This window comes from Ruegeria sp. CRTD044 (assembly GCF_059613485.1).
In genome coordinates, this window is record NZ_JBXWSP010000011.1 from 1 (window position 1) to 23,829 (window position 23,829).

Consider the following 23,829-nt stretch of genomic DNA (forward strand, 5'->3'; position numbering starts at 1 on the left):
TCATGGAGTGCGCCCGTTCAACCGCTCGCATCCCAGATTGGCCCGGCGGAGAAACTACAAGAAAAGACTTTGTCGGCGCTTAGGGATTGAAAGCCGAGAAGGCCTTTCTGGGCGTGCCTTGTACGCACTATCTCTGGGCAGGATCTCTGGGCAGGACGGGCCACAGGTCGCGGGAATGAAGGTCCCCTTTTGCGATCTCATCTGTTACACGCTGCACGGCCGCGAATTCACACTTTCCGCCCTTGATTGTCGTTTGTTCAGCTTGCAGCGTCGGCAAATCTGGCTTTTCTACCGTAATCTGGAGGCCTTTGTCGAATGGCTCCTTATTGTCGGTCTGCGCACATCTCTGGCCTGTTTTCATCGGTTTCTACACCGTAACACAAGGACAGCAGAGGGGGCATTTCGCATCTGTTGTGGCTCGAATACGAGCGTCTCTATCGCAGCAAGCGCCTGTCGCCGGTGACGCTTGCTCCACGGACGCCAGTCAAACCGCTGCCAAATGCTAATGTGGCGACGGAAATCGAACGTTGAGGAAGTTTGAGCAGTTCCAGCGCTCATCGCTCCATTCGCTCTTCGCCAACCAAGCCTCCGCTACATCGTTCGATACTCGACTAGGCGCGGTTTGTGCCGAGCGAAACATCCACCGCATGACTAAGCAAGACAACAAGCCATTGGATGCGACAGAGTGCGGGAAACCGTCTTGCCAATGACACTGAGCTCCGCGACCGCACATCAGAAAAACGAACAACTGCGCCAATCCAAAGTCATTCACTGCAAGGTCGAACCTTTTGCGCTGGGTTGCTGTATCAAGGTTTACATTTTCGACGAAAAAACCGGATTCTCGGGCAAATCTGTCAACTTAGGGTAAACTTAATGTAAACCTTTTGGCTAAAAATCCGGCTTAGGAAGCAAAAAAGGTTTACTACTGAGAGCGCTAGGCAGAGGCGATGTAAACCTTTGTCAACCTTGCGCAACCCGGCCGGGGTTTCCAAGCCGGATTGAGGAGGCAGCCCAGACAATGATGGCTAGAACCGCCCCGGCGCTCACGGCTTTATCTCGGTCTACGAGAACAGACGCGTCTCAACAGCTGGACCCGATGCAAAGTGGGTTCCGGGTCGCTGTGATTGCTCAACTCACGCAGGAAGCGTAACCAAGCCTGCTCGTTGGACGTCAATTCTTCGTTGTGCATGCTCTCGTCTCTCACTTTCCAAAGATCGACTTGATCGCGGCCTGTGACCGGCTGGTCAGCCGGGGATCGGAATTGTCGGAGGCCTCACGAACCGCTTTCAGCCAGGATCGCTCGTTCTCGGTCACCGGACCTCCGAAAATCTCGACAACGGACGCTGCAGCGGTTTCTCCGATAGCCTGCTCCAATGAAAGACGCATCAAGTAGGCAGGATCGCACTCCAAAGCCTTGGCGAGAGCAGGCACGCGATCAAGCGCAACCTTTGAACTGCCCTGTTTGATCATCGTAATCATGTTGGCGTTGGTATAACCTGCCTGTGATGCAATATCGGCCTGGCTCTTGGTCGGTTTGAGTTCAAGCACCCGGCGTTCAACGAACTTTGCCAGACGCGAGCTATCATACGGTTTCTTGCGCATCGCTTTCCTTCCTGAAGTAACGCAGCGCTTACTGCATGTCTTCTCTATAGCGACGGCGACCTTGGGACTGCGCCGAGGGAAAACTGGAAAACAGAGGCAGTGATCATCCAACCGACTAGCAGCTCGGAAAACGAACCGATTGATTACGATGGAAAAACCTCCGTCTCTTTGACGGTTCCGTAGACAAAACCGGTATCGATCGAAGCAATCCCGCCAATTGGATGGATCCGGTTGCGGATAAAGCTTTCATAGGCTTCGAGATCAGACACCAAGACCCTCAACTGATAGTCCATTGCTCCAGTTAGAACATGACATTCGAGCACTTCGTCGATCAACCGAACCTGTTTCTCGAATTTCTGCACATCCGTTTCATTGTGACGTTCCAAACGAATGCGAACGAAGACGGTGATAGGCAATCCATAGGCGGCTGCGTCAACGTTGGCGCTGTATCCCCTTATTACCCCGCTTGCCTCAAGGTTTTTGACACGGCGCAGACACGGCGATGGGGAAAGATTCACTTCATCGGCAAGATCCTGGTTTGTCATACGTCCGTATCTCTGCAGCGCTCGGATGATTTGTCTGTCCTTGGCGTCCAATTTTCCACCTCCTTAGCAGATTCTGCCAATATTTGGTCATAGGTTGGCATATTTCGCAATCTATTACCTCATGTATTGGCGCAAACTGGTTTCAACATGAACCAGGAGCTAGCCATGACCAGTTCGACAGGATTTGCCACCCGCGCCATCCACCACGCCTATGATCCGCTGGAAAATGGCGGTGCCTTGACCCCGCCACTACATCTGACTTCGACGTTTTCATTCGAAACGGCTGAAGCCGGGGGTGAGATGTTCGCGGGAGAACGTCAGGGTCATATCTACAGCCGTATTTCAAACCCTACATGCGATCTTCTGGAGCAACGCATAGCCAGCCTCGAGGGGGCGGAGGCCGGACTGGCGTTGTCCAGTGGCATGGGAGCCATCACTGCTGTGTTGTGGACGCTGTTATCGCCGGGGGATGAGATCATCGTGGACAAGACGCTCTATGGCTGCACCTTTGCCTTCATGCGGCACGGGTTGGCGAAATGGGGCGTGAAGATAACCCATGTGGACATGACCGATACGAAGAACCTCAGTGCCGCAGTTTCGGAAACGACGCGCGTGGTGTATTTCGAAACGCCAGCCAACCCCAACATGCGCCTTGTTGACATTGCCGCCTGCGCCAAAATCGCACATTCGGTCGGCGCACAAGTTGTCGTCGACAACACTTATGCCACCCCCTATCTGACGCGCCCGATCGAATTGGGGGCGGATATAGTCCTGCATTCGGCAACCAAATATCTGGGCGGTCATGGTGACGTGGTCGCTGGTCTGGTAGTCGGGTCTGCCGACCAAATCGCGGAAATTCGGCTGGTTGGGATGAAGGACATGACTGGCGCGGTCATGGCCCCTTTCAACGCGATGCTGATACTACGCGGGTTGAAAACTCTGAATCTGCGCATGGATCGACACTGCGCGTCAGCCCGGGTTGTCGCTGAATTTCTCGAGGGACATCCGGCCGTTCGAAACGTGTTTTTCCCGGGTCTGGAAAGCTTTGCCCAGCACGATCTCGCGCAGCGACAGATGTCACAGCCAGGCGCAATGATTGCATTCGAAGTCAACGGCGGCCTGTCCACCGGGATCGCCTTCATGAACAGTCTGAAAATGATTCAGCGAGCCGTTTCACTCGGCGACGCGGAAACCCTGATCCAGCACCCGGCCTCGATGACCCACTCGACCTACGCGCCCGAAGAACGAGCCGAACACGGGATCAGTGACGGGCTGATCCGCCTCTCGATCGGGCTGGAGGATGTCGAGGATATACTTGCCGATCTTGCACAGGCCCTGCCCCACCCCGCCAGCAACGCCGCCTGACACCGGAGAGTTCCATGCCCATTGATCCGACCCAGTTGAAGATCGTCGAACAACGGCTGCTGTGGCTGTCGCATTGGATGATCCATCATGCCAACCATGTCCGACCCAAGGTCGACGGGATCAAGGTCGGTGGGCACCAGGCCTCTTCGGCGTCTTTGGTGTCCATCATGACGGCACTGTATTTTTCGGCCTTGCGGCCCGAGGACAGAATTGCCGTCAAACCACATGCATCACCCGTATTTCACGCGATGCAATATCTGATGGGGAACCAAACCCGCGAAAAGATGGAGAATTTCCGCGGTTTTGGCGGCGTGCAGAGCTATCCCAGCCGAACCAAGGATGTCGACGACGTTGATTTTTCAACCGGTTCGGTTGGGCTTGGCGTTGCAACCACCTCGTTCGCCTCGATCATTCAGGACTACATAAAAGCCAAGACTTGGGGCGCTGACGCCCCCATAGGGCGGATGGTTGCCTTAGTGGGCGATGCCGAGCTCGACGAGGGGAATGTCTACGAGGCATTGCAGGAAGGTTGGAAGAACGACCTGCGCAACACTTGGTGGATCATAGACTACAATCGCCAGTCGCTGGACGGGATCGTGCGCGAAGGGTTGTTCGAGCGTATCGAGAAGATCTTCGATGCCTTCGGGTGGGATGTCATCCGCATAAAATACGGGGTGCTGCAGCGCGCGGCTTTTGCTGAACCCGGCGGTGACCGGTTACGGGACTGGATCGACTCTTGTCCGAACCAGGAATATTCGGCCCTGACATTTATGGGAGGTGCGGTCTGGCGACAGCGCCTTTTGGATGATCTTGGGGATCAGGGGGAGGTTTCTGCCTTGATCGCGCGGCGCAGCGACGTCGAACTGGCCGCATTGATGGAAAATCTCGGCGGCAACTGCGTTGAGACCATGGCTCATTCCTTTGCCGCAATCAACCATGACCGACCGACGTGTTTTCTGGCCTACACTGTCAAGGGTTGGGGCACCCCGATCGCAGGCCACAAGGACAATCACGGCGGATTGATGAATACCCGCCAATTCGCAGAGTGGCAGGCGCATATGGGTGTGCCAACGGGCGATGAATGGGAGCCCTTCGCCACCGTCAAGGACCCTGCCGCGTTCCGACGTTTCCTGGCCCGGGTGCCGTTCTTTGCCAAGGGGCCACGCCGATACACCGATGAAAAGCTGGATGTGCCCGCGATAGCAGTCGACACCGGTCGAGAGATTTCAACCCAGATGGCGTTCGGAAAAATTCTGGATGACCTGTCAAAAGGCGACAGCCGCCTGGCCGAGCGGATCGTCACGACCTCTCCGGATGTCACCGGCACAACAAACCTTGGCCCGTGGGTCAACCGTCGCAAGCTGTTTGCCCGGACCGAGCGGGCCGACACCTTTATCGAGCATCGGATTCCATCAACGGCCAAATGGGAATTCACCCCCGATGGACAACATATCGAACTAGGAATCGCCGAAATGAACCTGATGCTGCTGCTGGGAGCGGCAGGCTTGTCGCATTCCCTGTTCGGCAAGCGATTAATCCCCATCGGCACGGTCTATGACCCGTTCGTTTCCCGCGGTCTCGACGCGTTGAACTATGCTTGCTACCAGGATGCACGTTTCATTCTTGTAGGCACACCGTCAGGCGTGACACTAGCGCCGGAAGGCGGAGCGCACCAATCCGTTGGCACACCGCTGATTGGAATGAGCCAGGACGGCTTGGCAGCCTTCGAACCGGCATTTGCCGATGAACTGGCGGTGATCATGGAATGGAGCTTTGATTACGTCCAGCGCGCTGGTGATGGCCAGCCTGACGAACGCACCTGGTTGAGGGGCGAAACAGGGGGCTCGGTCTATTTGCGCCTGACAACGAACCCGATCGAACAGCCGGGTAGGCGCGTTGATGACAGCTTCCGGCGGGGCACCATCGACGGCGCGTATTGGTTGCGCCCGCCGGGTCCAAACTGTGAAGTCGTGATCGCTTACCAAGGCGCTGTCGCCCCGGAGGCGATCAAGGCAGCGGGAATGATCGGAGAAGGCCGCCGGGACATCGGGGTGCTGGCTGTCACCTCGGCGGACAGGTTGAATGCAGGATGGACAGCCGCACAGCGGGCGAGAATGCGTGGGAACACCGGCGCTAGATCGCACATCGAGGCCGTGCTGTCACAGCTGCCGAGCCACTGCAAGTTGGTCACCTTGATCGACGGACACCCCGCGACGCTGGCTTGGCTCGGTTCAGTCCAAGGCCACCAAACAATTCCGATGGGCGTCGAGCACTTCGGACAAACTGGCACGATCGGTGATCTCTATCGACACCATTTCATAGATGCGAAAGCCATCGTTGAAGCAGTGAGCAACTTGACCCGAGGCAGAGACCTTGCGCCTGCCCTTCTGGATTAAACATGGGCCTTGAAGGCAAAGAAAGCCGTTTATCCAATCCTTTCGGAAGTCATGTAGACAGTGCTCTTTGGTTCATTGAACCTGAGGCACCAGGACTAAACTGATTTTATGGGAAAAACGCTGTGTAAAACAGGGCTCTCTTGACCAAAAAACAACAACTTGGCCATTGCCCCCGGTCTTCGGGAGGCAGGGGTCGGAGGTTCGAATCCTCTCACTCCGACCAATAAAACAAGGCGCCCTGTGGCGCCTTTTTTGTTGGCTGTCCGTATCTCCAAAAAAGTCCGGGGCAGCAACGTGCTGAATTAAGCGGCATCTGCGCGCAATCTGCCATCAGGATAGGCGCTTTCCGGAGAATTGAGCGTTGTGCCCCGGGGGTGGCATTGCCTCGCCCAGCCTGCCTGGTCAGTTCGATGCCATGAACCACACGTTGACCGTTGTTGTTGTCGAACAGAATCCGGACCGCGCCGATGCGATCCTCGAGGCCCTGAAAGCGGCGGGGAGCGTCGAGGCGCACGTGATCGATGGCGTGTCTGAATTGCCGCGCAAGATTGCTGTCCACAATCCCGATGTCGTTCTAATCGACATCGACAATCCATCTCGGGACATGCTTGAAGAACTGACAACCGCCTCTGGCCCGATGGAGCGGCCGGTTGCCATGTTCGTATCCGGCGCTGCAGGCGGCCTGTCCAAAGCTGCGGTCGAAGCAGGTGTCTCGGCCTACGTCGTCGACGGTCTGCATCCCGAAAGGGTCAAGCCCATCATCGACACGGCCATCGCCCGTTTCCAAGTACTGCGCCAGATGCGGACCGAGTTGGCCGAAACCCGACGCGCATTGGAAGAGCGCAAGGTGATCGACCGCGCGAAAGGGGTGTTGATGAAAGCAAAGGGCATTCAGGAAGATGAAGCTTATGCCCTGCTGCGCAAGACCGCCATGAATCAGAACCGCCGGGTGGCCGATGTGGCCGAGGCATTGGTGACCGCTTCGGGGCTGTTGTCATGAGGGCGGTCTCGCTCCGAGCGGCCTATATGCCGTTGGTCGATGCAGCCCCCCTGATCGTGGCGCACGAGATGGGATATGATCAGGCCGAAGGCATCTCTTTGGACCTGCGCCCTGCCCCGTCCTGGTCCTCGTTGCGGGACATGCTGGCCTTCGGACATGTTGATGCGGCGCATCTGCTGTCCCCTGTCCCGGTGGCCATGGCCCTGGGGCTTGGGGGGATCGTCACGCCCCTTTCGGCCGTATCGGTCTTGTCAGTCAATGGAAACGTGATCGGCGTCGGCCGCCAATTGGAGGCGCGGCTACGCGAAAATGGCTATACCTTCGATTTCAGCAACGCCACTGCGGCCGGAGCGGCCTTGGCAAAGGCGGCCGGTGGAACGCTGACCTTTGGGGTTCCGTTTCCGTTTTCCATGCATGTTGAACTGCTGCAATATTGGGTCAGCGGCACGGAACTCGCCTCGACCCAGGTTGAGATCCGCACCGTTCCCCCACCGCTGATGGCCCAAGCCCTGGCCGCCGGTGAGATCGATGCTTTCTGCGTGGGTGAACCCTGGGGGTCGTTTTCCGTCGATGACCGGGTGGGTGCGCTCCTGCTGCCGGGAAACGCGATCTGGTCCTGTGCCCCGGAAAAGGTCCTGGCCGTGCGAACGGATTGGGCACAGACGGAACCACATCTGACAGGCGCATTGCTGCGGGCGATCTGGCGGGCGGGCCGGTGGCTTTCAAAGTCCGAAAGCCTGACCACGGCGTCGGAGATGCTGGCGCAAAGGCTCTATCTTGATGTTCCCGCGGACCTGGTCGACCGGGCATTGACCGGCCAATTTGCGATTTCAGCGCGCGGCGACCAGCGTCAGGTCGACCGTTTTGTCACTTTTCATGAAGGCGCAACGGGTTTTCCGTGGCGCAGTCAGGCCAAATGGATCGCGCACCACATGGCGCGAAGATATGGACTGGATCCGTCAGATGCCGAGCGTACGGCAGCCGATGTGTTCCAAAGTGACCTGTATCGGCGCGAGCTGCAGGGAATCGGTGTTGTCATGCCCGCCGATTCTGAAAAGCCCGAGGGTGCCGGCGACGATCCGGCGCTAGTGTCCGGCCCGGGCGGAAAGCTGATGTTGCCGCGAAATGTCTTTTTCGACAGTCGGATTTTTGAGCCTTCCCAGTAAGTGCGCCTAATTTTTTTGCACTGCAGCGTCAAATTATGCTGCGTTGCAGAATTTTCGCCTGATGGCCGTCAATTTTGGATGACTCATCTGCTCACCGGTGCGTTTATCAGGACAACGGCAGGCAACGTCGCCCACCGTAGGAATTCGCCCGATGTCTTGGGCAAAACTTCTGAGCAAAGCCGCTCGACCAACCGCCTTCTCCTTCCGGCGGTGTGTGTCGGCGGCTTTTTTTTGGCCCGAACGTTGCTCGGGTCGCCACCCAGCCCGGTTTGGGCCGGACCGAAAGGAACAAAGATGAAAAAACTCATTCTGAGTCTTGTTGCGACGACAGCCCTTGTTGCGCCGGCCACCGCAGAAATGCTGGAGCTGGAAAAGGACGAACTGACCTTCGGCTTCATCAAGCTGACCGACATGGCGCCGCTGGCCGTGGCCTATGAGCAGGGGTATTTCCTGGACGAAGGCCTGTTCGTGACGCTCGAGGCGCAGGCCAACTGGAAGGTTCTGCTGGACGGCGTGATCGGCGGCCAGCTGGACGGTGCGCATATGCTGGCCGGTCAACCGCTGGCGGCGACCATTGGTTATGGAACCGAGGCGCATATCATCACGCCCTTCTCGATGGACCTGAACGGCAACGGCATCACGGTATCGAACGAGGTCTGGGCGGAGATGAAACCCAACATCCCGGTGATGGGCGACGGCCGCCCGCAGCACCCGATCAGCGCCGAGGCGCTGGCTCCGGTGGTCGAGAAGTACAGGGCCGAGGGCAAACCCTTCAACATGGGGATGGTGTTCCCGGTTTCGACCCACAATTACGAACTGCGCTACTGGCTGGCCGCCGGGGGTCTGAACCCGGGCTATTACAGCCCCGAAAACGTGACCGGCCAGATCGGCGCGGACGTGTTCCTGTCGGTCACCCCGCCGCCGCAGATGCCCGCGACGCTCGAGGCCGGCACGATCCATGGCTATTGCGTGGGCGAGCCGTGGAACCAGCAGGCGGTGTTCAAGGGCATCGGCGTTCCGGTCATCACCGACTACGAGCTGTGGAAGAACAACCCTGAAAAGGTATTCGGCATCACCGCCGAATTCGCCGAGGAATACCCGAACACCACCTTGGCCGTAACCAAGGCGCTGATCCGCGCGGCGATGTGGCTGGACGAGAACGACAATGCCAACCGTCCCGAGGCGGTCGAGATCCTCAGCCGCCCGGAATATGTCGGGGCCGATTACGAGGTGATCGCCAACTCGATGACCGGCACGTTCGAATATGAAAAGGGCGACAAGCGCGAGGTGCCTGATTTCAACGTGTTCTTCCGCTACAACGCAACCTATCCGTTCTATTCCGACGCGGTCTGGTACCTGACCCAGATGCGCCGCTGGGGGCAGATCCCCGAGGCCAAGGCAGACAGCTGGTATGACGAGGTCGCCAAATCGGTCTACAAGCCCGAGATCTATCTGCAGGCCGCGCGCCTTCTGGTCGAGGAAGGCCTGGCGGACGAGGCTGATTTCCCCTGGGACAGCGACGGCTACAAGGCACCCACCCCGGCCGAGGACATCATCGACGGCATTCCCTTCGATGGCCGTGCGCCGAACGCCTATCTCGAAAGCCTACCGATCGGCCTGAAGGGCGACCAGAAGGTCGTCGGGACCGAAGTCCAAGGCTGACCCCGAACCGCCCTGCCCGGCTGCGGTCGGGCAGGGCCCCTGAAACGCCCCGCCATCGCAAGGACGCATCAGATGACAACGGTCGATCCGGAATTCAACGCAGACGCCGCACGGGACGCGCGCCGCGCCCGTCTTTTCACCCGCATCAACGCCGCCGACAAATGGTTCCAGGTGCTAGGCCTCAGCTGGGCCACCCCGGTTCTGAAGGCCGCCGCCGGCGACAATCCCCGCGCCCAGATGGCCGAGATCTGGCGGCTGCTGATCGTGCCGATCCTGTCGATCTGCGCCTTTTTGCTGCTATGGGCTACGCTGGCGCCCAAGGTGCAGACCTCGCTTGGGGCGGTGCCTGGCCCGGCGCAGGTCTGGGAGGAAATGGTCAACCTGAATCAGGATGCTCAGGCCAAGGCCGCCAAACGCGCCAAGTTCGAGGCGATGGTCGAAAAGCGGAACCAGAAGCTGATCGAGGCCGGCCGCGCGGACGAGGTCAAGCAGGTCGCCTATACCGGCGCGCCGTCCTACTACCAGCAGATCTGGACCTCGATCAAAACCGTGTTCTTCGGATTCCTGATCGCCACGGTCGTGGCGGTGCCGCTGGGCATCGCGGCGGGTCTGTCGCCCACCGCAAACGCGGCGCTGAACCCGTTGATCCAGGTGTTCAAGCCGGTCTCGCCGCTGGCCTGGCTGCCGATCGTGACGATGATCGTCTCGGCCGTCTATGTCACCAATGATGGCTGGTTCGCGAAATCCTTCCTGATTTCGGCCATCACTGTGACGCTGTGTTCGCTGTGGCCCACGCTGATCAACACCTCGTTGGGCGTGGCGTCGATCGACAAGGATCTGGTGAACGTGTCCAAGGTTCTGAAGATGAACACCTGGACCAAGATCACCAAGCTGGTGCTGCCCTCGGCGCTGCCGCTGATCTTCACCGGCCTGCGCCTGTCGCTGGGCGTGGGCTGGATGGTTCTGATCGCGGCCGAGATGCTGGCGCAGAACCCGGGCCTGGGCAAATTCGTCTGGGACGAGTTCCAGAACGGCTCGTCCAGCTCGCTGGCCCGGATCATGGTGGCGGTCTTTACCATCGGCATCATCGGTTTCCTGCTGGACCGAGTGATGTACGCGCTGCAGTCCCTGTTTACCTTTACCAACAACCGGTGAGCGTGATGAGCATTCTCAGCTTCGAAAACGTCTCGAAATCCTTTGGCGAAGGCACCGGGCGCACCGATGTTCTGAACGGCATCGACCTGCAAGTGCAGGAGGGCGAGTTCCTGGTGATCCTGGGCTTTTCCGGCACTGGCAAGACCACGCTGATCAACCTGTTGGCCGGGCTGGACATGCCCAGCCGCGGGCAGGTCACCTTCAAGGGTGCGCCGATCAAGGGGCCGGGGCCGGAACGCGGCGTGATCTTTCAGAACTACTCGCTGATGCCGTGGCTGACGGTCAGCGGCAATGTCGGGCTGGCGGTCGATACGGTCTTTCCGGGCCTGCCCAAGGCCGAGAAGGCCGCGAAAGTGGCCCATTACGTCAAGATGGTCGGCCTCAGCCACGCGGCGTCGCGCCGTCCGGCCGAATTGTCGGGGGGGATGCGCCAGCGGGTCAACGTGGCCCGGGCGCTGGCCATGAACCCCGAGGTCTTGTTACTGGACGAACCTCTGTCGGCGTTGGACGCCCTTACCCGCGCCAACCTGGCCGACGAGATCGAGCGCATCTGGGAAGCCGACCGCAAGACCTGCGTGCTGATCACCAATGACGTGGACGAGGCGATCATCCTGGCCGACCGGATCATCGCCCTGAACCCCGACGGCACGCTGGGGCAGGAGTTCTGCGTCTCGAGCCCGCGCCCGCGCGACCGGGCGGCGATGAACACCGATGAAACCTTCAAGCGCCTGCGCGCCGAGGTCACCAAATACCTGATGGATGTGGGGATCGAGGCCAAGGTCGAAGGCACCCGCATCCTGCCCGAGGTCACGCCGATCCACGGCGTGCCCGCCGCCGTGACCGAGGCGCAGAAGGGCATGATCGACAGCCGGTTCCTGGATTTCTCGCAGCTGCACAAGGTCTATCCCACGCCCAAGGGGCCGCTGACCGTGGTCGAGGACTTCGATCTGAAGATCGACAAGGGCGAGTTCATCTCGCTGATCGGCCATTCGGGCTGTGGCAAATCCACGGTGCTGACCATGGCGGCGGGGCTGAACGAGATTTCCAAAGGCGCGATCAAGCTGGATGGCCGTCACGTCGAAGGTGCCGACCCTGAACGCGCGGTGGTGTTCCAGTCGCCTAACCTGTTCCCGTGGCTGTCCGCGAAAGAGAACGTGGCGATCGGTGTCGACAAGGTCTACCCGAACGCAAGCCAGGCCGAACGGCAGGACGTGGTGGAGTACTACCTTGAACGCGTCGGTCTGGCCGATGCGATGGACAAGCAGGCCAGCGACCTGTCGAACGGCATGCGACAGCGCGTCGGCATCGCCCGCGCCTTTGCCCTGTCGCCCAAGCTGCTGTTGCTGGATGAACCCTTCGGGATGCTCGACAGCCTGACCCGCTGGGAGCTGCAGGAGGTTCTGATGGAGGTCTGGTCGCGCACCAAGGTCACCGCGATCTGCGTCACCCATGACGTGGACGAGGCGATCCTGCTGGCCGACCGGGTGGTGATGATGACCAACGGCCCACAGGCCACGATCGGCAAGATCACCCGCGTGGACCTGCCTCGCCCGCGCACCCGCAAAGCGTTGCTCGAACATCCCGACTACTACGCCTACCGGCAGGAAGTGCTGGATTTCCTCGAAGAATACGAAAACGGCGCCAAGCCGAAATCGCCCGCCCCCAAGGCCATTGCAGCGGAGTGACCCCATGAAACAGAAACTTGTCGTGATCGGTGCCGGGATGGCGTCGGGCCGCGTGCTTGAACATCTGACCGAGACCGCGCCGGATGCATTCGACATCACCCTCTTCAACGCCGAACCGCGCGGAAACTACAACCGCATCATGCTCAGCCCGGTTCTTTCGGGCGATAAGGCCTATGAGGACATCGTCACCCATGCCGGCGACTGGTACGCGCAGCGGGGCATCGCCTGCCGCTTTGGCGAGCATGTGGTGAAGATCGACCGCGAGATGAAGGTGGTCGAGGGCGAAAACGGCCATGTGCCCTATGACAAGCTGCTGATCGCCACCGGCTCGGCGCCGTTCATCATCCCGGTTCCGGGAAAGGACCTGCCCGGCGTCATCACCTATCGCGATCTGGACGACACCAACGCGATGATCGACGCGGCCGCCAAGGGTGGCAACGCGGTGGTGATCGGCGGCGGGCTGCTGGGGCTCGAGGCCGCGGCGGGGCTGGCCGAGCGCGGCATGACCGTCACCGTGGTGCACCTGATGGGCCACCTGATGGAACGGCAGCTGGACGAGGCCGCCGGATACCTGCTGCGCAAGGATCTGGAACGACGCGGGATCACCGTGCGGACCCAGGCCTCGACCAAGGCCATTCTGGGCGAGGGGCGCGCCGAGGCGGTGCTGCTGGAAAGCGGCGAAACGCTGCCCGCCGATCTGGTGGTGATGGCCGTCGGCATCCGCCCCGAAACCCGGCTGGCCACCGATGCCGGGCTGGACGTGGCCCGCGGGATCGAGGTGAACGCGCAGATGCAGAGCTCGGACCCGGATGTGCTGGCCGTGGGCGAATGCGTCGAATTCGACGGCCACCTGTTCGGTCTGGTCGCGCCGCTTTACGATCAGGCCAAGGTCGCGGCCAATACCCTGCTGGGCCAGCCGGATGCCTTCGTGGTCAAGGAACTGGCCACCAAGCTGAAGGTCACCGGCTGCGACCTGTTCAGCGCCGGAGACTTCGCCGAGGGCGAGGGGCGCGAGGACATCGTGTTCCGCGACCCGGCGCGCGGGGTCTACAAGCGGCTGGTCATCGAAGATGACCGCCTGATTGGCGCGGTCATGTATGGCGACACCGCCGATGGCAGCTGGTTCTTCGGCCTGATCAAGGACGGTACCGACATCGACGAGATGCGCGACACGTTGATCTTCGGCCCGGCCTATCAGGGGGGCGACACCGCGGACCCTCTGTCAGCCGTTGCAGCATTGCCGCCTGAGGCGGAGATCTGCGGCTGCAACGGCGTATGCAAGGGTACCATCGTCGAGGCGATCGCCGCCGGGGCCACCGATCTGGCCGCCGTGCGCGCCGGCACCAAGGCCAGCGCATCCTGCGGGACGTGCACGGGTCTGGTCGAACAGGTCTTGCAGGTCACGCTCGGCGATGAGTTCCAGATGCCGGCGGCGCAACCGATCTGCGGGTGCACCGACCTGACCCATGAGGACGTGCGCCGCCTGATCAAGGCGCAAGAGTTGAAAAGCCAGGCCGCCGTCTGGCAGGAGCTGGGCTGGAAAACGCCCAATGGCTGCCATGTCTGCCGGCCGGCGATCAACTATTACCTGCTGGCCGACTGGCCGCTGGAATACCAGGACGACCCGCAAAGCCGGTTCGTCAACGAACGCAAACACGCCAACATCCAGAAGGACGGCACCTTCAGCGTCGTGCCCCGCATGTGGGGCGGCATCACCAACCCGGCCGAGCTGCGCGCCATCGCCGACGCGGCCGAGAAATACGACGTGCCGACCGTCAAGGTCACCGGCGGTCAGCGCATCGACCTGCTGGGCGTCAAGGGCGAGGACCTGCCCGCGATCTGGGCCGATCTGAACAAGGCCGGCCTGGTCTCGGGGCACGCTTATTCCAAGGGCCTGCGCACGGTCAAAACCTGTGTCGGCACCGATCACTGCCGGTTCGGAACCCAGGACAGCACCGGCCTTGGCATCAAGCTGGAACAGATCCTGTGGGGGTCGTGGACACCGCACAAGCTCAAGCTGGCGGTCTCGGGTTGTCCGCGAAACTGCGCCGAGGCGACCTGCAAGGATATCGGTGTGGTCTGTGTGGACTCGGGCTATCAGATCGGTATCGGCGGGGCGGCCGGGATGGACGTCAAGGAAACCGAGCTGCTGTGCCAGGTCCTGACCGAGGACGAGGCGATCGAGGTTGTGATGGCCGTCACCCAGGCCTATCGCGAGGGCGGTAAGTATCTGGACCGGTTGTACAAATGGCTGGCCAAGGTCGGCATGGACTGGGTCAGGGCCAATGTGATCGACGACCTCGAAAACCGTCGGGCATTGGTCGAGCGGTTCGAATTGTCGCAGAGCATCTATCGCAAAGACCCCTGGGCCGAGCATGTGCGCGACAAGGCGCCGAGCTATGCCCCAATTGCAGATTTCACCCTGGAGGCCGCGGAATGAGCTGGATCGACATCGGACATATCGACGACGTGCCGCTGCGGGGCGCGCGTCTGGTGAAAACCCGACTTGGCTGCATCGCCATCTTCCGCACGGCCGAGGCAGAACTGTTTGCGGCCAGCAATGCCTGCCCCCACAAGGGCGGCCCCTTGTCCGAAGGCATCGTGCATGGCCAGTCGGTGACCTGTCCGCTGCACAACTGGGTGTTCGACCTGAATACGGGCGAGGCCCAAGGCGCGGACGAAGGACGGATCACCACCTATCCGGTTCGGCTGGAGGGCGGGCGCATCCTGCTGGACGCCCGCGCCATCACCGAGCGGAGCGCCGCCTGATGGACGGCTCGAACCTGCCCGAGGTCCGATCCACCTGTGCCTATTGCGGCGTGGGCTGCGGCGTGCTGCTGCGCCCGGACGGGGCCGGCGGTCTGACCGTGCGGGGCGACCCGGACCACCCGGCGAATTTCGGACGGTTGTGTTCCAAGGGCACCGCGCTGGGTGAAACGGTCGGGCTGGACCACCGCCTGCTGGCCCCGCGCGCCTTTGGCCGGAACGTGGGCTGGGACGACGCGCTGCAACTGGTGGCCGACCGGTTCCGCGAAACGATCGCAGCACATGGTCCCGACAGCGTGGCCTTTTATGTCTCGGGGCAGTTGCTGACCGAGGATTACTACGTGGCCAACAAGCTGATGAAGGGCTTCATCGGATCGGCCAATATCGACACCAATTCCCGGCTGTGCATGGCCTCGACCGTGGCCGGGCACAAGCGGGCCTTTGGCACCGACACCGTGCCCGGTACCTACGAGGATCTGGATCAGGCCGATCTGGTGGTGCTGGTCGGGTCGAACCTGGCGTGGTGCCACCCGGTTCTGTATCAGCGCGTTCTGGCGGCACGGCAGGCGCGCGGCACCCGGATCGTGGTGATCGACCCGCGCCGCACCGCCAGCTGCGATCAGGCCGATCTGCATCTGGCGCTGAACCCGGGCAGCGACGTGGCGCTGTTCAACGGGCTACTGACCGAGATTCATCGGCGCGGGGCCGTGGACCCGGACTTCGTGAAGCAAACCTCGGGTCTGGAAGCCGCTCTGGAAACGGCCGGAAACGACCAGATCTCGGAAACCGGCCTGCCCGCCGAAAAACTCGCCGCCTTTTTCGATCTATGGATCAATACCCCGCGCGTCGTGACGATCTTCAGCCAGGGAGTGAACCAATCTTCCAGCGGGACCGACAAGGTAAACGCCATCTTGAACTGCCATCTGGCCACCGGTCGGATCGGGCGGCCGGGAATGGGCCCGTTCTCGGTCACCGGCCAACCCAACGCGATGGGTGGGCGCGAAGTGGGTGGTCTGGCCAACACGCTGGCCTGCCATCTGGACATCGAAAACGCCGATCATCGCGCCGCGGTTCAGGCGTATTGGCAATCCCCTGCGATACCGCAGTCTTCGGGGTTGAAGGCCGTGGACATGTTACGCGCGGTCGAAGATGGGCAGATCAAGGCCCTTTGGATCATCCACACCAACCCGGCGGTAACCATGCCCGAAGCTGGCAGGGTCACCCGCGCAATCGCCGCCTGCCCGTTCACGGTCGTCAGTGATCTGACGTTGCACACCGATACGGCGCGTCTGGCCGACGTTGTGCTGCCTGCCGCCGGGTGGGCCGAAAAGAACGGAACGGTCACGAATTCGGACCGAACCATCAGCCGGCAACGCGCCGTTCTGCAGCCGCCCGGCCAAGCGCGCCCGGATTGGGACATTCTGGCCGAAGTTGGCCGCCGCATGGGATGGAAAACCGCGTTCGACTACGCTTCACCGGCCGAGATATTCCGGGAATACGCCGCCATGTCCCAAATCGCCGCGCGGTTCGGGAAAGACCTCGACATTTCGGGCTTCTCCGACATTGACGAGGCGGGCTATGCCGAATTGGAACCCACCCGCTGGCCATTGGGTCGCAAGCGTGCAGGTGGGAGGTTTTTCGGTGACGGACACTTCTTTCACTCCGACAGGAAGGCCCGGATCGTTCCCGTTGGCCATCGGCGTCCGGCAGCCCTGCCCGGACAGCAATATCCCTTTGTGATGAACACCGGACGCACACGGGATCAATGGCACACCATGACCCGGACCGGTCTTTCAGCCCGCCTGTCCGCACATCTGGCCGAGCCGTTTGTGGACATTCATCCCCAGGACGCCGCCCGCGAGGGGATATCCAGCGCAGATCTTGTCGAGGTCACCAGCCGCATTGGGCGTGGTATTTTTCGCGCGCGCATCACCCAAGATGTTCGCATCGGTCACGTCTTTGCTCCCATCCATTGGACTGCGGAAACGGCCCCTTCGGGCCGGGTGGACATGCTGGTTCCCGGCACCACTGATCCGATTTCCGGACAACCTGAAAGCAAGGCCACACCCGTTTCGATCTCGGTCATGCAGGCGGCGTGGTACGCCTTCGCCGTCTCCAGGAGACCCCTGCTGACCCCCTCGGTCGCCTACCGCGCGACGGTCCGAACGGACAACGGTTACAGGACAGAGCTGGCTGATCATGCCCGGATACAGGATTGGGAACAAACCGCCCGCGAATGGTTTGCGCTGGCCGATACGGACGCGGTCACGGCAGGTGATCCGGCCCGAGGGTCTTTCCGCATTGCGTTGTCGCAGGACGGATGCCTGCAAGCGGCACTGTTCGTTTCGCCGCGCCCCCTGCCCTTGATGCGGGACTATCTTGCGACGATGCCGGACATACCACCCGCACAGGTTCTGACCGGCCGCGGGCCCGCAGATGCCAAGGACACCGGACCGATCATCTGCGCCTGTTTTGGCGTCGGGTTGAAGACGATCGTCGACGCGATCTCGTGCGGGCAAGCGATGAGTGTCGACGCTATCGGCGCGGCGTTGAACGCCGGAAGAAATTGCGGGTCTTGCCGGCCTGAATTGGGTGCCCTGATCGACCGGCATGCCCCGGATGCCGCCGACAACCCAAGCCGACAATTGCAGGGAGACGTCGCCTAGCCCGGTCGCATTTCTGTTGACAGGTGATCCCGCGATGGGCAGCATTTTTCCATCGGATCGACTATCAGAGTGACCAAGCCGTGATTGACTGCGCCAAAGACACCCAAGGCCGCCGGGCAACCGGTTGTAACCTCGTCGTCTGACGAGAGGCGGATCTTTTTCGCAGTCTCCGGATGCTGAACCAGCACCCTGGAATGATCTGAAACTTCTGTCCATGGCTTCGTTTTATGCACAATCACGCTGGGCTTCGGCTGGCCGTCGATATTGGCGGCACGTTTACCGATACCGTTCTGATGGACGGGCAATCCAATATTCTCGCAACGACGAAAACTCCGACGACACCGGACAATCCAACCGCCGGCGCCTTGACTGGTGCAACGCGCGTTCTGGATAACGCCAACGCCAGTTTCTCGCAGGTTTCCGGGTTGATTCACGGCACCACTCTGGCCACCAATGCCCTGATCGAGAGGCGCGGTGCCCCGGTTGCGACAATAACCACCGACGGGTTTCGGGACATACTCGAGATTGGGTATGAACGTCGCTACAGCCAGTATGACATCAATCTAGTCAAGCCCGACCTGCTGGTCCCGCGCGCCCGTGCCTTCACGATCGGCGGGCGAATGGATGCACGTGGTGACGAACTGACGCCGCTGGATGTCGCCGGAATGGACGATCTGGTGCGCCAGATTGCGGATAGCGACGCCCAGGCCGTAGCGGTATGCCTGATGCATTCTTATGCCAACCCAAGGCACGAGGTGGCTCTACGGGACCAGTTGCTCAGGGCGCTCCCCGACCTGACCATCTCGCTCTCGCACGAAGTCAGCCCCGAGGCGCGCGAATTTGACCGCCTGTGCACCACCATCGCCAACGCCTATATCCAGCCCCAGATGGCCGGGTATCTGGCCGAGTTCCAGTCCCGCTTCGCCGCAGAGGGGCTGACCTGTCCCATTCTCATGATGACGGCCGGCGGTGGCATGACAACACTAGAAACGGCCGCCCGCTTGCCGATCCGATTGGTCGAATCCGGCCCAGCCGGCGGGGCCATCCTTTCCGCACGGATCGCAGCTGAAACCGGTGCGCGCGCCGTAACCAGCTTTGACATGGGGGGGACGACTGCCAAGCTGTGCCTGATTGATGCTTTCCGCCCGCAGACCGCGCGCAGGTTCGAAATCGCAAGGGCCGCACGCTTCATCAAAGGCTCAGGCATGCCGGTGCGCATCCCCGTGATCGAGATGATCGAAATCGGCGCAGGCGGCGGCTCGATTGCCAGAGTCGACCGGCTGGGTCGCCTGCAGGTTGGCCCCGAAAGTGCCGGCGCACAGCCAGGCCCTGCCGCCTTCGGCAATGGCGGCAGGGCGGCGACCGTGACAGACGCCGATGTGGTGCAGGGCCTGATCGAACCCGGCCGGTTTGCCGAAGGCCGACTGACGATTGACACGGCAGCCGCCGAACAGGCCATCACAGTTGAAATCGGGAGCGCGCTGGACCTGGCGCCGGACCTGGCCGCACGTGGTCTCAGCGAAATCGTCGACGAAAGCATGGCCGCCGCAGGTCGGATGCACGCGATCGAGTCCGGCAAAGAGTTGGCAACCCGAGTGATGATCGCCTTTGGCGGCAATGGGCCATTGCACGCAACGCGAGTGGCCCGGCGGTGTCAGGTCGACCAAATCGTGATCCCGAAGGACCCGGGCGTGGGGTCAGCGGTCGGATTTCTGTATGCGCCGGTCGCCTTCGAAATCGTCCGGTCGCGCTATGCCACGCTGGACCAGCTGGATCTCGACAGCCTCAACGCCTTTTTTGACGAAATGACAGCCGAGGCGCTGACCGTGGTCCGTGCCGGTGCACCTGAAGCCGAGTTGTCGATCCGCAAACAGGCCTTCATACGTTACCACGGCCAAGGCCACGAGATCGAGATCGCGCTTCCGGATCGGGCACTGGGGCCTGCAGACATCGAAACCCTGCGCCGGGATTTCGAATCCGAGTACAGCCGGTTGTTCCGCCGCGCGGTACCGGGAATGTCGATCGAGATTCTCAACTGGTCTGTCGAGATCTCGTCGCCAGCCCCTGCCCTCAGCCGGGTTCCTGACGCAGCCCAACAGCGCATGGTGCGCCCGTGCGGCCATCGCCGGATTCTGTGTGATGTCAGGGGGCATTGGTGCGACGCCGGTATCTACGATCGATCCGGGCTTGAACCCGGCGATTGGCTGCGCGGACCGGCGCTGATTACCGAGCCTCAAACCACCACATTCGTCAGCGCGGATTTTCAGGCCAGCGTCGATGGCGGCGGCAATCTCTGGCTCAACCGGATACAGGAGGACGCCGAATGAACACGACGAATACCCGTCTGCAGGTCATGTGGAACCGGCTGCTAGCGGTGGTCGAAGAACAGGGCCAGGCGCTGATCCGCGCCGCCTTTTCTCCGATCGTTCGTGAATGCGGCGACATATCCGCCGGCATTTTTGATGTACGCGGCCGTATGCTGGCCCAGGCCGTTACCGGAACGCCGGGTCATATCAATACGATGGCCGAAGCGGTGAAGACCCTGTGCGGGCGATACTCCCGCTCCGAAATGAAGCCGGGCGACATCTTTCTGACCAACGATCCTTGGATCGCATCCGGCCATTTGAACGATTTCCTGCTGATGATGCCGGTCTTTCATCGTGGCAATGTGGTTGGGTTTACGGCCTGCACCTCGCATCTGGTCGACCTTGGCGGTTTGGGTATGGGTCCCGAAGGCTCGGATATCTTTGATGAGGGGCTGCGCATACCGCCGTGCAAACTGGTCGAACAAGGTCAGTTGAACGCGCTGCTGATGGATATCGTCAAAGCCAACTCGCGCGAGCCCATCGCCAATGAGGGCGACATCTACGCATTGATCGCCTGTTGCGAAACAGGCGCAGCGCGTCTGGCCGACATGATGGCCGAGTTTGGCATCGACACTTTGGACAGTCTGGCCGATTACATTATCGAAACCTCGCGCCGTGGCACGATCGAGGCCATCTCGGCGCTGCCAAAGGGTACTTGGCACAATGTGCTGACCGTCGATGGGTATGAGTGCGAGATCGACTTGCGCGCGGCCCTGACCATCGCGGATGACCGGGTTCTGGTGGACTTTTTCGGCACATCGGGCCTATCGCGCAAAGGCATCAACGTGCCACTCAACTATGCAACGGCTTACACGGTATTTGCCCTGCGCTGCATCATTGGCCCAGACATCCCCAACAACGCAGGCTCGTTGGCGCCATTCCACGTGACCGGACCGGCAGATTGCATTCTGAATGCGCAGCCACCCGCTCCGGTGGCCATGCGCCATACGTTGGGACAGATGACCCCGGATCTGGTCTATGGCTGCCTGTCGCAGGCCCTGCCGGACCTTGTACCGGCCGAAGGCGCCTCGTGCATGTACGACCTGCCCCTGCGCCACGCACCCGAGGCGGTTTCCCGCGGTGGCACGCAGTTTGCACTGGAACTGGTGTTCAGCGGCGGAACCGGCGCCAGGCCAAGCCTGGATGGCCTGTCGGCGACGGCCTTCCCCTCGGGTGTTTGGGGCAGCCAGGTCGAGACAACCGAGGCTGTCGCGCCTGTCCTGATCACACGTCGCGAATTGCGCCAGGACAGCGGTGGCCCCGGTCGCCTCCGCGGCGGATTGGGGCAGGACATCGAAATACGCTCCTCCACCAGCGAGGATTTCATGCTGTTCCTTTCGGTCGAACGCATCGCAAACCCAGCCAAGGGACGGCACGGCGGACTGGCGGGCGCGCCCGGTCGCATCCGTCTCGGCCCCGACGGTGCGGACTTGCCGGGCAAAGGTGAGGTGCGGATTGGCGGCGGCGAAACGCTGATCTTCCAAACTCCGGGCGGCGGCGGATTTGGGCCACCCAATGAAAGGTCACCCGTGGCCGTTCGACAGGATGTGCGGGACGAGCTTGTGAGCGCCCGGGCCGCGCAGCATGTCTATGGGATAAAGCCATGATCCGGCCCGTTTCCCATGTCGCTGCCATGTCGCCCTACGCGTTGGCCCAGCTGGATCCGCCGGCAGGACAGCGCCTTGTTTCGCTATCGCAAAACGAAAGCCTGCGCCCGCCAAGTCCCTTGGTCGCACAGGCCGTCGCAGAGGCGGCCGCAAACGGCCACCTCTACCCGGACCCGGACTGGACGGCATTGTGTGCGCGACTGGCCGAGCTTCATGATCTGCCCGAGCAAGGTCTGTTGTGCGGGAACGGGTCGATGGAGTTGATTGCGGGTCTGGCGCAGGCCTTTGCCGGGCCAGACGCCGCCGTTCTTGCTCCTGCGAACGCATACCCGTTTTTTCGTACCGTGGCGCAGTTGGCCCGCGCCCGTTTCGACACCGCCGCCGAGGTGGACGGATGCGTATCCTTCGACGCGCTGCTGGCAGCCGTGCAGCCGGATACTAGGTTGGTATTTGTGGCCAATCCCGGCAACCCGACAGGCACCCGTATCTCCCGCCGCGATCTGCTGCGGCTTCGTGAAGGGTTGCGTGAAAACACCCTGCTTGTGATCGACGAGGCCTATGGCGAGTTCGCCGATGATCTGAACGAGCCGATGTTCGACCTTGTCGCGCGGGGGGACACGGTCGTTCTTCGAACTCTGTCCAAGGCCTACGGGCTGGCCGGATTTCGCGTGGGCTGGGGCCTGTTCCCACCGCAGATCGCGGTCCAGATACGCAAGGTGATGAACCCAAACAATGTGTCGGTGTGCGGACAGGCCGCCGCCTTGGCCGCTCTGAACGATCAGGACTACATGCTCGAGACATGTGCCCTCACTGCCGAGCTGCGCGACCGGTTTGCCAATCGCCTTCGGTCCGCCGGGTACGACGTTCCCAAAAGCCATACCAACTTTCTTCTGATCCGCTTTGCGGACCAATCCACCGCGACCAGAGCCGACAAAGCCCTGCGGGAAAAAGGCATTTTCCTGAGACCTCAATCCGGCGCGGGACTTGCCAATTGCCTACGTGCCACCATCGGTCAGTCTGCCGACCTCGAACTTATGGCCGCGGTTCTGGAGCGTTGGGCCGAGGAGTTTCAGCCATGACACAGCCAGATTTCCACCCATCCAGAGGCCGGTCCCGTTTCGGCGTTCTCGTGCCGTTCACGAACACCAATCTCGAACCCGACATGACGATGCTGCGGCCCGAGGGCGTTTCACTGCACTTTGCCCGGATGGGCGGCTATGATCAGGAAGAAATACCCGATGCCGCCCAAATGCACGGTCTAGGCGCCGCCGATCTGGATGAGCCGCTCAGGCTTTTGCTCGGTGTCCGGCCGGATGTCATTCTTTATGGGTGTACCTCGGCAACGCTGACCCATGGCCCGGCCTTCGATCGCGAACTTGCCGACCGTATCAGGACGAGCAGCGGGGCGCAGACCGTTACGGCCGCGGGCGCCCTGGTGCATGCGATGCGTACGCTGGGGGTGACACGGATCGGCTTTGCCTCTCCCTATGTCGCAGACATCAATGACTTGGCAATCCGGTTCCTGGCCGAGACTGGCATTTCAACCGTGTCGCGGTCCGAAGTAGCAGGCCAGCTGGACAATTACGGCCAAGGTGCTCTGACCCCACAGGCAGTGTTTGACCTGGGTTTGGCTGCAGACTGCCCCGAGGCCGAGGTGTTGGTTTTGTCCTGTACGGACATGCGCAGCGTGGAAATCATCGACCGGCTTGAAAAAACTGTTGGCAAGCCCGTTGTCACTTCAAATCAGGCGATGGCATTTCAGGCAATGGAAATGGCCGGGATCACCACGCCGCCGGCCGGATTTGGCCGGCTGATGCTGAACCTGCAACGCTGAAGTCGTAGCGCCAG

General features: G+C 61.2%; 16 protein-coding genes. 14 read left to right on the plus strand and 2 right to left on the minus strand.

Annotated features, from left to right (window positions below):
- Window positions 1–1,200: 1,200 nt before the first annotated feature.
- On the minus strand, window positions 1,201–1,602 hold the full coding sequence (locus tag AC2FNL_RS10120; protein WP_093963074.1) for a helix-turn-helix domain-containing protein: 402 nt from the start codon (window positions 1,600–1,602) through the stop codon (window positions 1,201–1,203).
- Between the two features lie 143 nt (window positions 1,603–1,745).
- Entirely contained in the window at window positions 1,746–2,198 is a 453-nt protein-coding gene (locus AC2FNL_RS10125) for an Lrp/AsnC family transcriptional regulator (protein ID WP_496833431.1), read from the minus strand.
- A 114-nt stretch (window positions 2,199–2,312) separates the two neighbouring features.
- Between AC2FNL_RS10125 and AC2FNL_RS10130 the strand changes: the two genes are divergently transcribed.
- The 14 genes from AC2FNL_RS10130 (at window position 2,313) to AC2FNL_RS10195 (ending at window position 23,815) form a co-directional block, all read left to right on the plus strand.
- The gene (locus AC2FNL_RS10130) at window positions 2,313–3,512 is read left to right on the plus strand and encodes a methionine gamma-lyase (RefSeq protein WP_496833432.1); all 1,200 of its coding nucleotides are present in this window, start codon (window positions 2,313–2,315) and stop codon (window positions 3,510–3,512) included.
- A 14-nt stretch (window positions 3,513–3,526) separates the two neighbouring features.
- Window positions 3,527–5,908, plus strand: coding sequence for a thiamine pyrophosphate-binding protein (locus tag AC2FNL_RS10135; RefSeq protein WP_496833434.1), 2,382 nt, complete (start codon window positions 3,527–3,529; stop codon window positions 5,906–5,908).
- Between the two features lie 415 nt (window positions 5,909–6,323).
- Window positions 6,324–6,908 carry an ANTAR domain-containing response regulator gene (locus AC2FNL_RS10140; RefSeq protein WP_496833435.1) on the plus strand — a complete coding sequence of 195 codons (585 nt, stop codon included), beginning with the start codon at window positions 6,324–6,326 and terminating at the stop codon, window positions 6,906–6,908.
- Window positions 6,905–8,074, plus strand: a complete 1,170-nt coding sequence (locus AC2FNL_RS10145; RefSeq protein WP_496833436.1) for an ABC transporter substrate-binding protein — start codon at window positions 6,905–6,907, stop codon at window positions 8,072–8,074. The genes AC2FNL_RS10140 and AC2FNL_RS10145 overlap by 4 nt, the downstream gene beginning before the upstream one ends.
- Window positions 8,075–8,368: 294 nt before the next feature.
- On the plus strand, window positions 8,369–9,736 hold the full coding sequence (locus AC2FNL_RS10150; protein ID WP_496833437.1) for a CmpA/NrtA family ABC transporter substrate-binding protein: 1,368 nt from the start codon (window positions 8,369–8,371) through the stop codon (window positions 9,734–9,736).
- 72 nt (window positions 9,737–9,808) lie between these two features.
- Entirely contained in the window at window positions 9,809–10,891 is a 1,083-nt protein-coding gene (locus AC2FNL_RS10155; protein WP_068345377.1) for an ABC transporter permease, read from the plus strand.
- 5 nt (window positions 10,892–10,896) lie between these two features.
- On the plus strand, window positions 10,897–12,576 hold the full coding sequence (locus AC2FNL_RS10160) for an ABC transporter ATP-binding protein (RefSeq protein ID WP_496833438.1): 1,680 nt from the start codon (window positions 10,897–10,899) through the stop codon (window positions 12,574–12,576).
- A 4-nt stretch (window positions 12,577–12,580) separates the two neighbouring features.
- Window positions 12,581–15,016, plus strand: coding sequence for a nitrite reductase large subunit NirB (gene nirB, locus AC2FNL_RS10165; protein WP_496833439.1), 2,436 nt, complete (start codon window positions 12,581–12,583; stop codon window positions 15,014–15,016).
- The gene (gene nirD / locus AC2FNL_RS10170) at window positions 15,013–15,345 is read left to right on the plus strand and encodes a nitrite reductase small subunit NirD (protein ID WP_475146074.1); all 333 of its coding nucleotides are present in this window, start codon (window positions 15,013–15,015) and stop codon (window positions 15,343–15,345) included. Before nirB ends, nirD begins: the two co-directional genes overlap by 4 nt.
- Window positions 15,345–18,008, plus strand: coding sequence for a molybdopterin-dependent oxidoreductase (locus tag AC2FNL_RS10175; RefSeq protein WP_496833441.1), 2,664 nt, complete (start codon window positions 15,345–15,347; stop codon window positions 18,006–18,008). The genes nirD and AC2FNL_RS10175 overlap by 1 nt, the downstream gene beginning before the upstream one ends.
- A gap of 227 nt (window positions 18,009–18,235) precedes the next feature.
- Window positions 18,236–20,335, plus strand: a complete 2,100-nt coding sequence (locus AC2FNL_RS10180; RefSeq protein ID WP_496833442.1) for a hydantoinase/oxoprolinase family protein — start codon at window positions 18,236–18,238, stop codon at window positions 20,333–20,335.
- The gene (locus tag AC2FNL_RS10185; protein WP_496833443.1) at window positions 20,332–21,981 is read left to right on the plus strand and encodes a hydantoinase B/oxoprolinase family protein; all 1,650 of its coding nucleotides are present in this window, start codon (window positions 20,332–20,334) and stop codon (window positions 21,979–21,981) included. Before AC2FNL_RS10180 ends, AC2FNL_RS10185 begins: the two co-directional genes overlap by 4 nt.
- Entirely contained in the window at window positions 21,978–23,060 is a 1,083-nt protein-coding gene (locus AC2FNL_RS10190; protein WP_496833444.1) for a pyridoxal phosphate-dependent aminotransferase, read from the plus strand. The genes AC2FNL_RS10185 and AC2FNL_RS10190 overlap by 4 nt, the downstream gene beginning before the upstream one ends.
- Window positions 23,057–23,815, plus strand: coding sequence for a maleate cis-trans isomerase family protein (locus AC2FNL_RS10195; RefSeq protein ID WP_093963089.1), 759 nt, complete (start codon window positions 23,057–23,059; stop codon window positions 23,813–23,815). The genes AC2FNL_RS10190 and AC2FNL_RS10195 overlap by 4 nt, the downstream gene beginning before the upstream one ends.
- Window positions 23,816–23,829: the final 14 nt, after the last annotated feature.

Coding starts and splice junctions, on each gene's coding strand:
- AC2FNL_RS10120 (WP_093963074.1), bottom strand. CDS start 1,602: ATGCGCAAGAAACCGTATGATAGCTCGCGTCTGGCAAAGTTCGTTGAA.
- AC2FNL_RS10130 (WP_496833432.1), top strand. CDS start 2,313: ATGACCAGTTCGACAGGATTTGCCACCCGCGCCATCCACCACGCCTAT.
- AC2FNL_RS10135 (WP_496833434.1), top strand. CDS start 3,527: ATGCCCATTGATCCGACCCAGTTGAAGATCGTCGAACAACGGCTGCTG.
- AC2FNL_RS10140 (WP_496833435.1), top strand. CDS start 6,324: ATGAACCACACGTTGACCGTTGTTGTTGTCGAACAGAATCCGGACCGC.
- AC2FNL_RS10145 (WP_496833436.1), top strand. CDS start 6,905: ATGAGGGCGGTCTCGCTCCGAGCGGCCTATATGCCGTTGGTCGATGCA.
- AC2FNL_RS10150 (WP_496833437.1), top strand. CDS start 8,369: ATGAAAAAACTCATTCTGAGTCTTGTTGCGACGACAGCCCTTGTTGCG.
- AC2FNL_RS10155 (WP_068345377.1), top strand. CDS start 9,809: ATGACAACGGTCGATCCGGAATTCAACGCAGACGCCGCACGGGACGCG.
- AC2FNL_RS10160 (WP_496833438.1), top strand. CDS start 10,897: ATGAGCATTCTCAGCTTCGAAAACGTCTCGAAATCCTTTGGCGAAGGC.
- nirB (WP_496833439.1), top strand. CDS start 12,581: ATGAAACAGAAACTTGTCGTGATCGGTGCCGGGATGGCGTCGGGCCGC.
- nirD (WP_475146074.1), top strand. CDS start 15,013: ATGAGCTGGATCGACATCGGACATATCGACGACGTGCCGCTGCGGGGC.
- AC2FNL_RS10175 (WP_496833441.1), top strand. CDS start 15,345: ATGGACGGCTCGAACCTGCCCGAGGTCCGATCCACCTGTGCCTATTGC.
- AC2FNL_RS10180 (WP_496833442.1), top strand. CDS start 18,236: ATGCACAATCACGCTGGGCTTCGGCTGGCCGTCGATATTGGCGGCACG.
- AC2FNL_RS10185 (WP_496833443.1), top strand. CDS start 20,332: ATGAACACGACGAATACCCGTCTGCAGGTCATGTGGAACCGGCTGCTA.
- AC2FNL_RS10190 (WP_496833444.1), top strand. CDS start 21,978: ATGATCCGGCCCGTTTCCCATGTCGCTGCCATGTCGCCCTACGCGTTG.
- AC2FNL_RS10195 (WP_093963089.1), top strand. CDS start 23,057: ATGACACAGCCAGATTTCCACCCATCCAGAGGCCGGTCCCGTTTCGGC.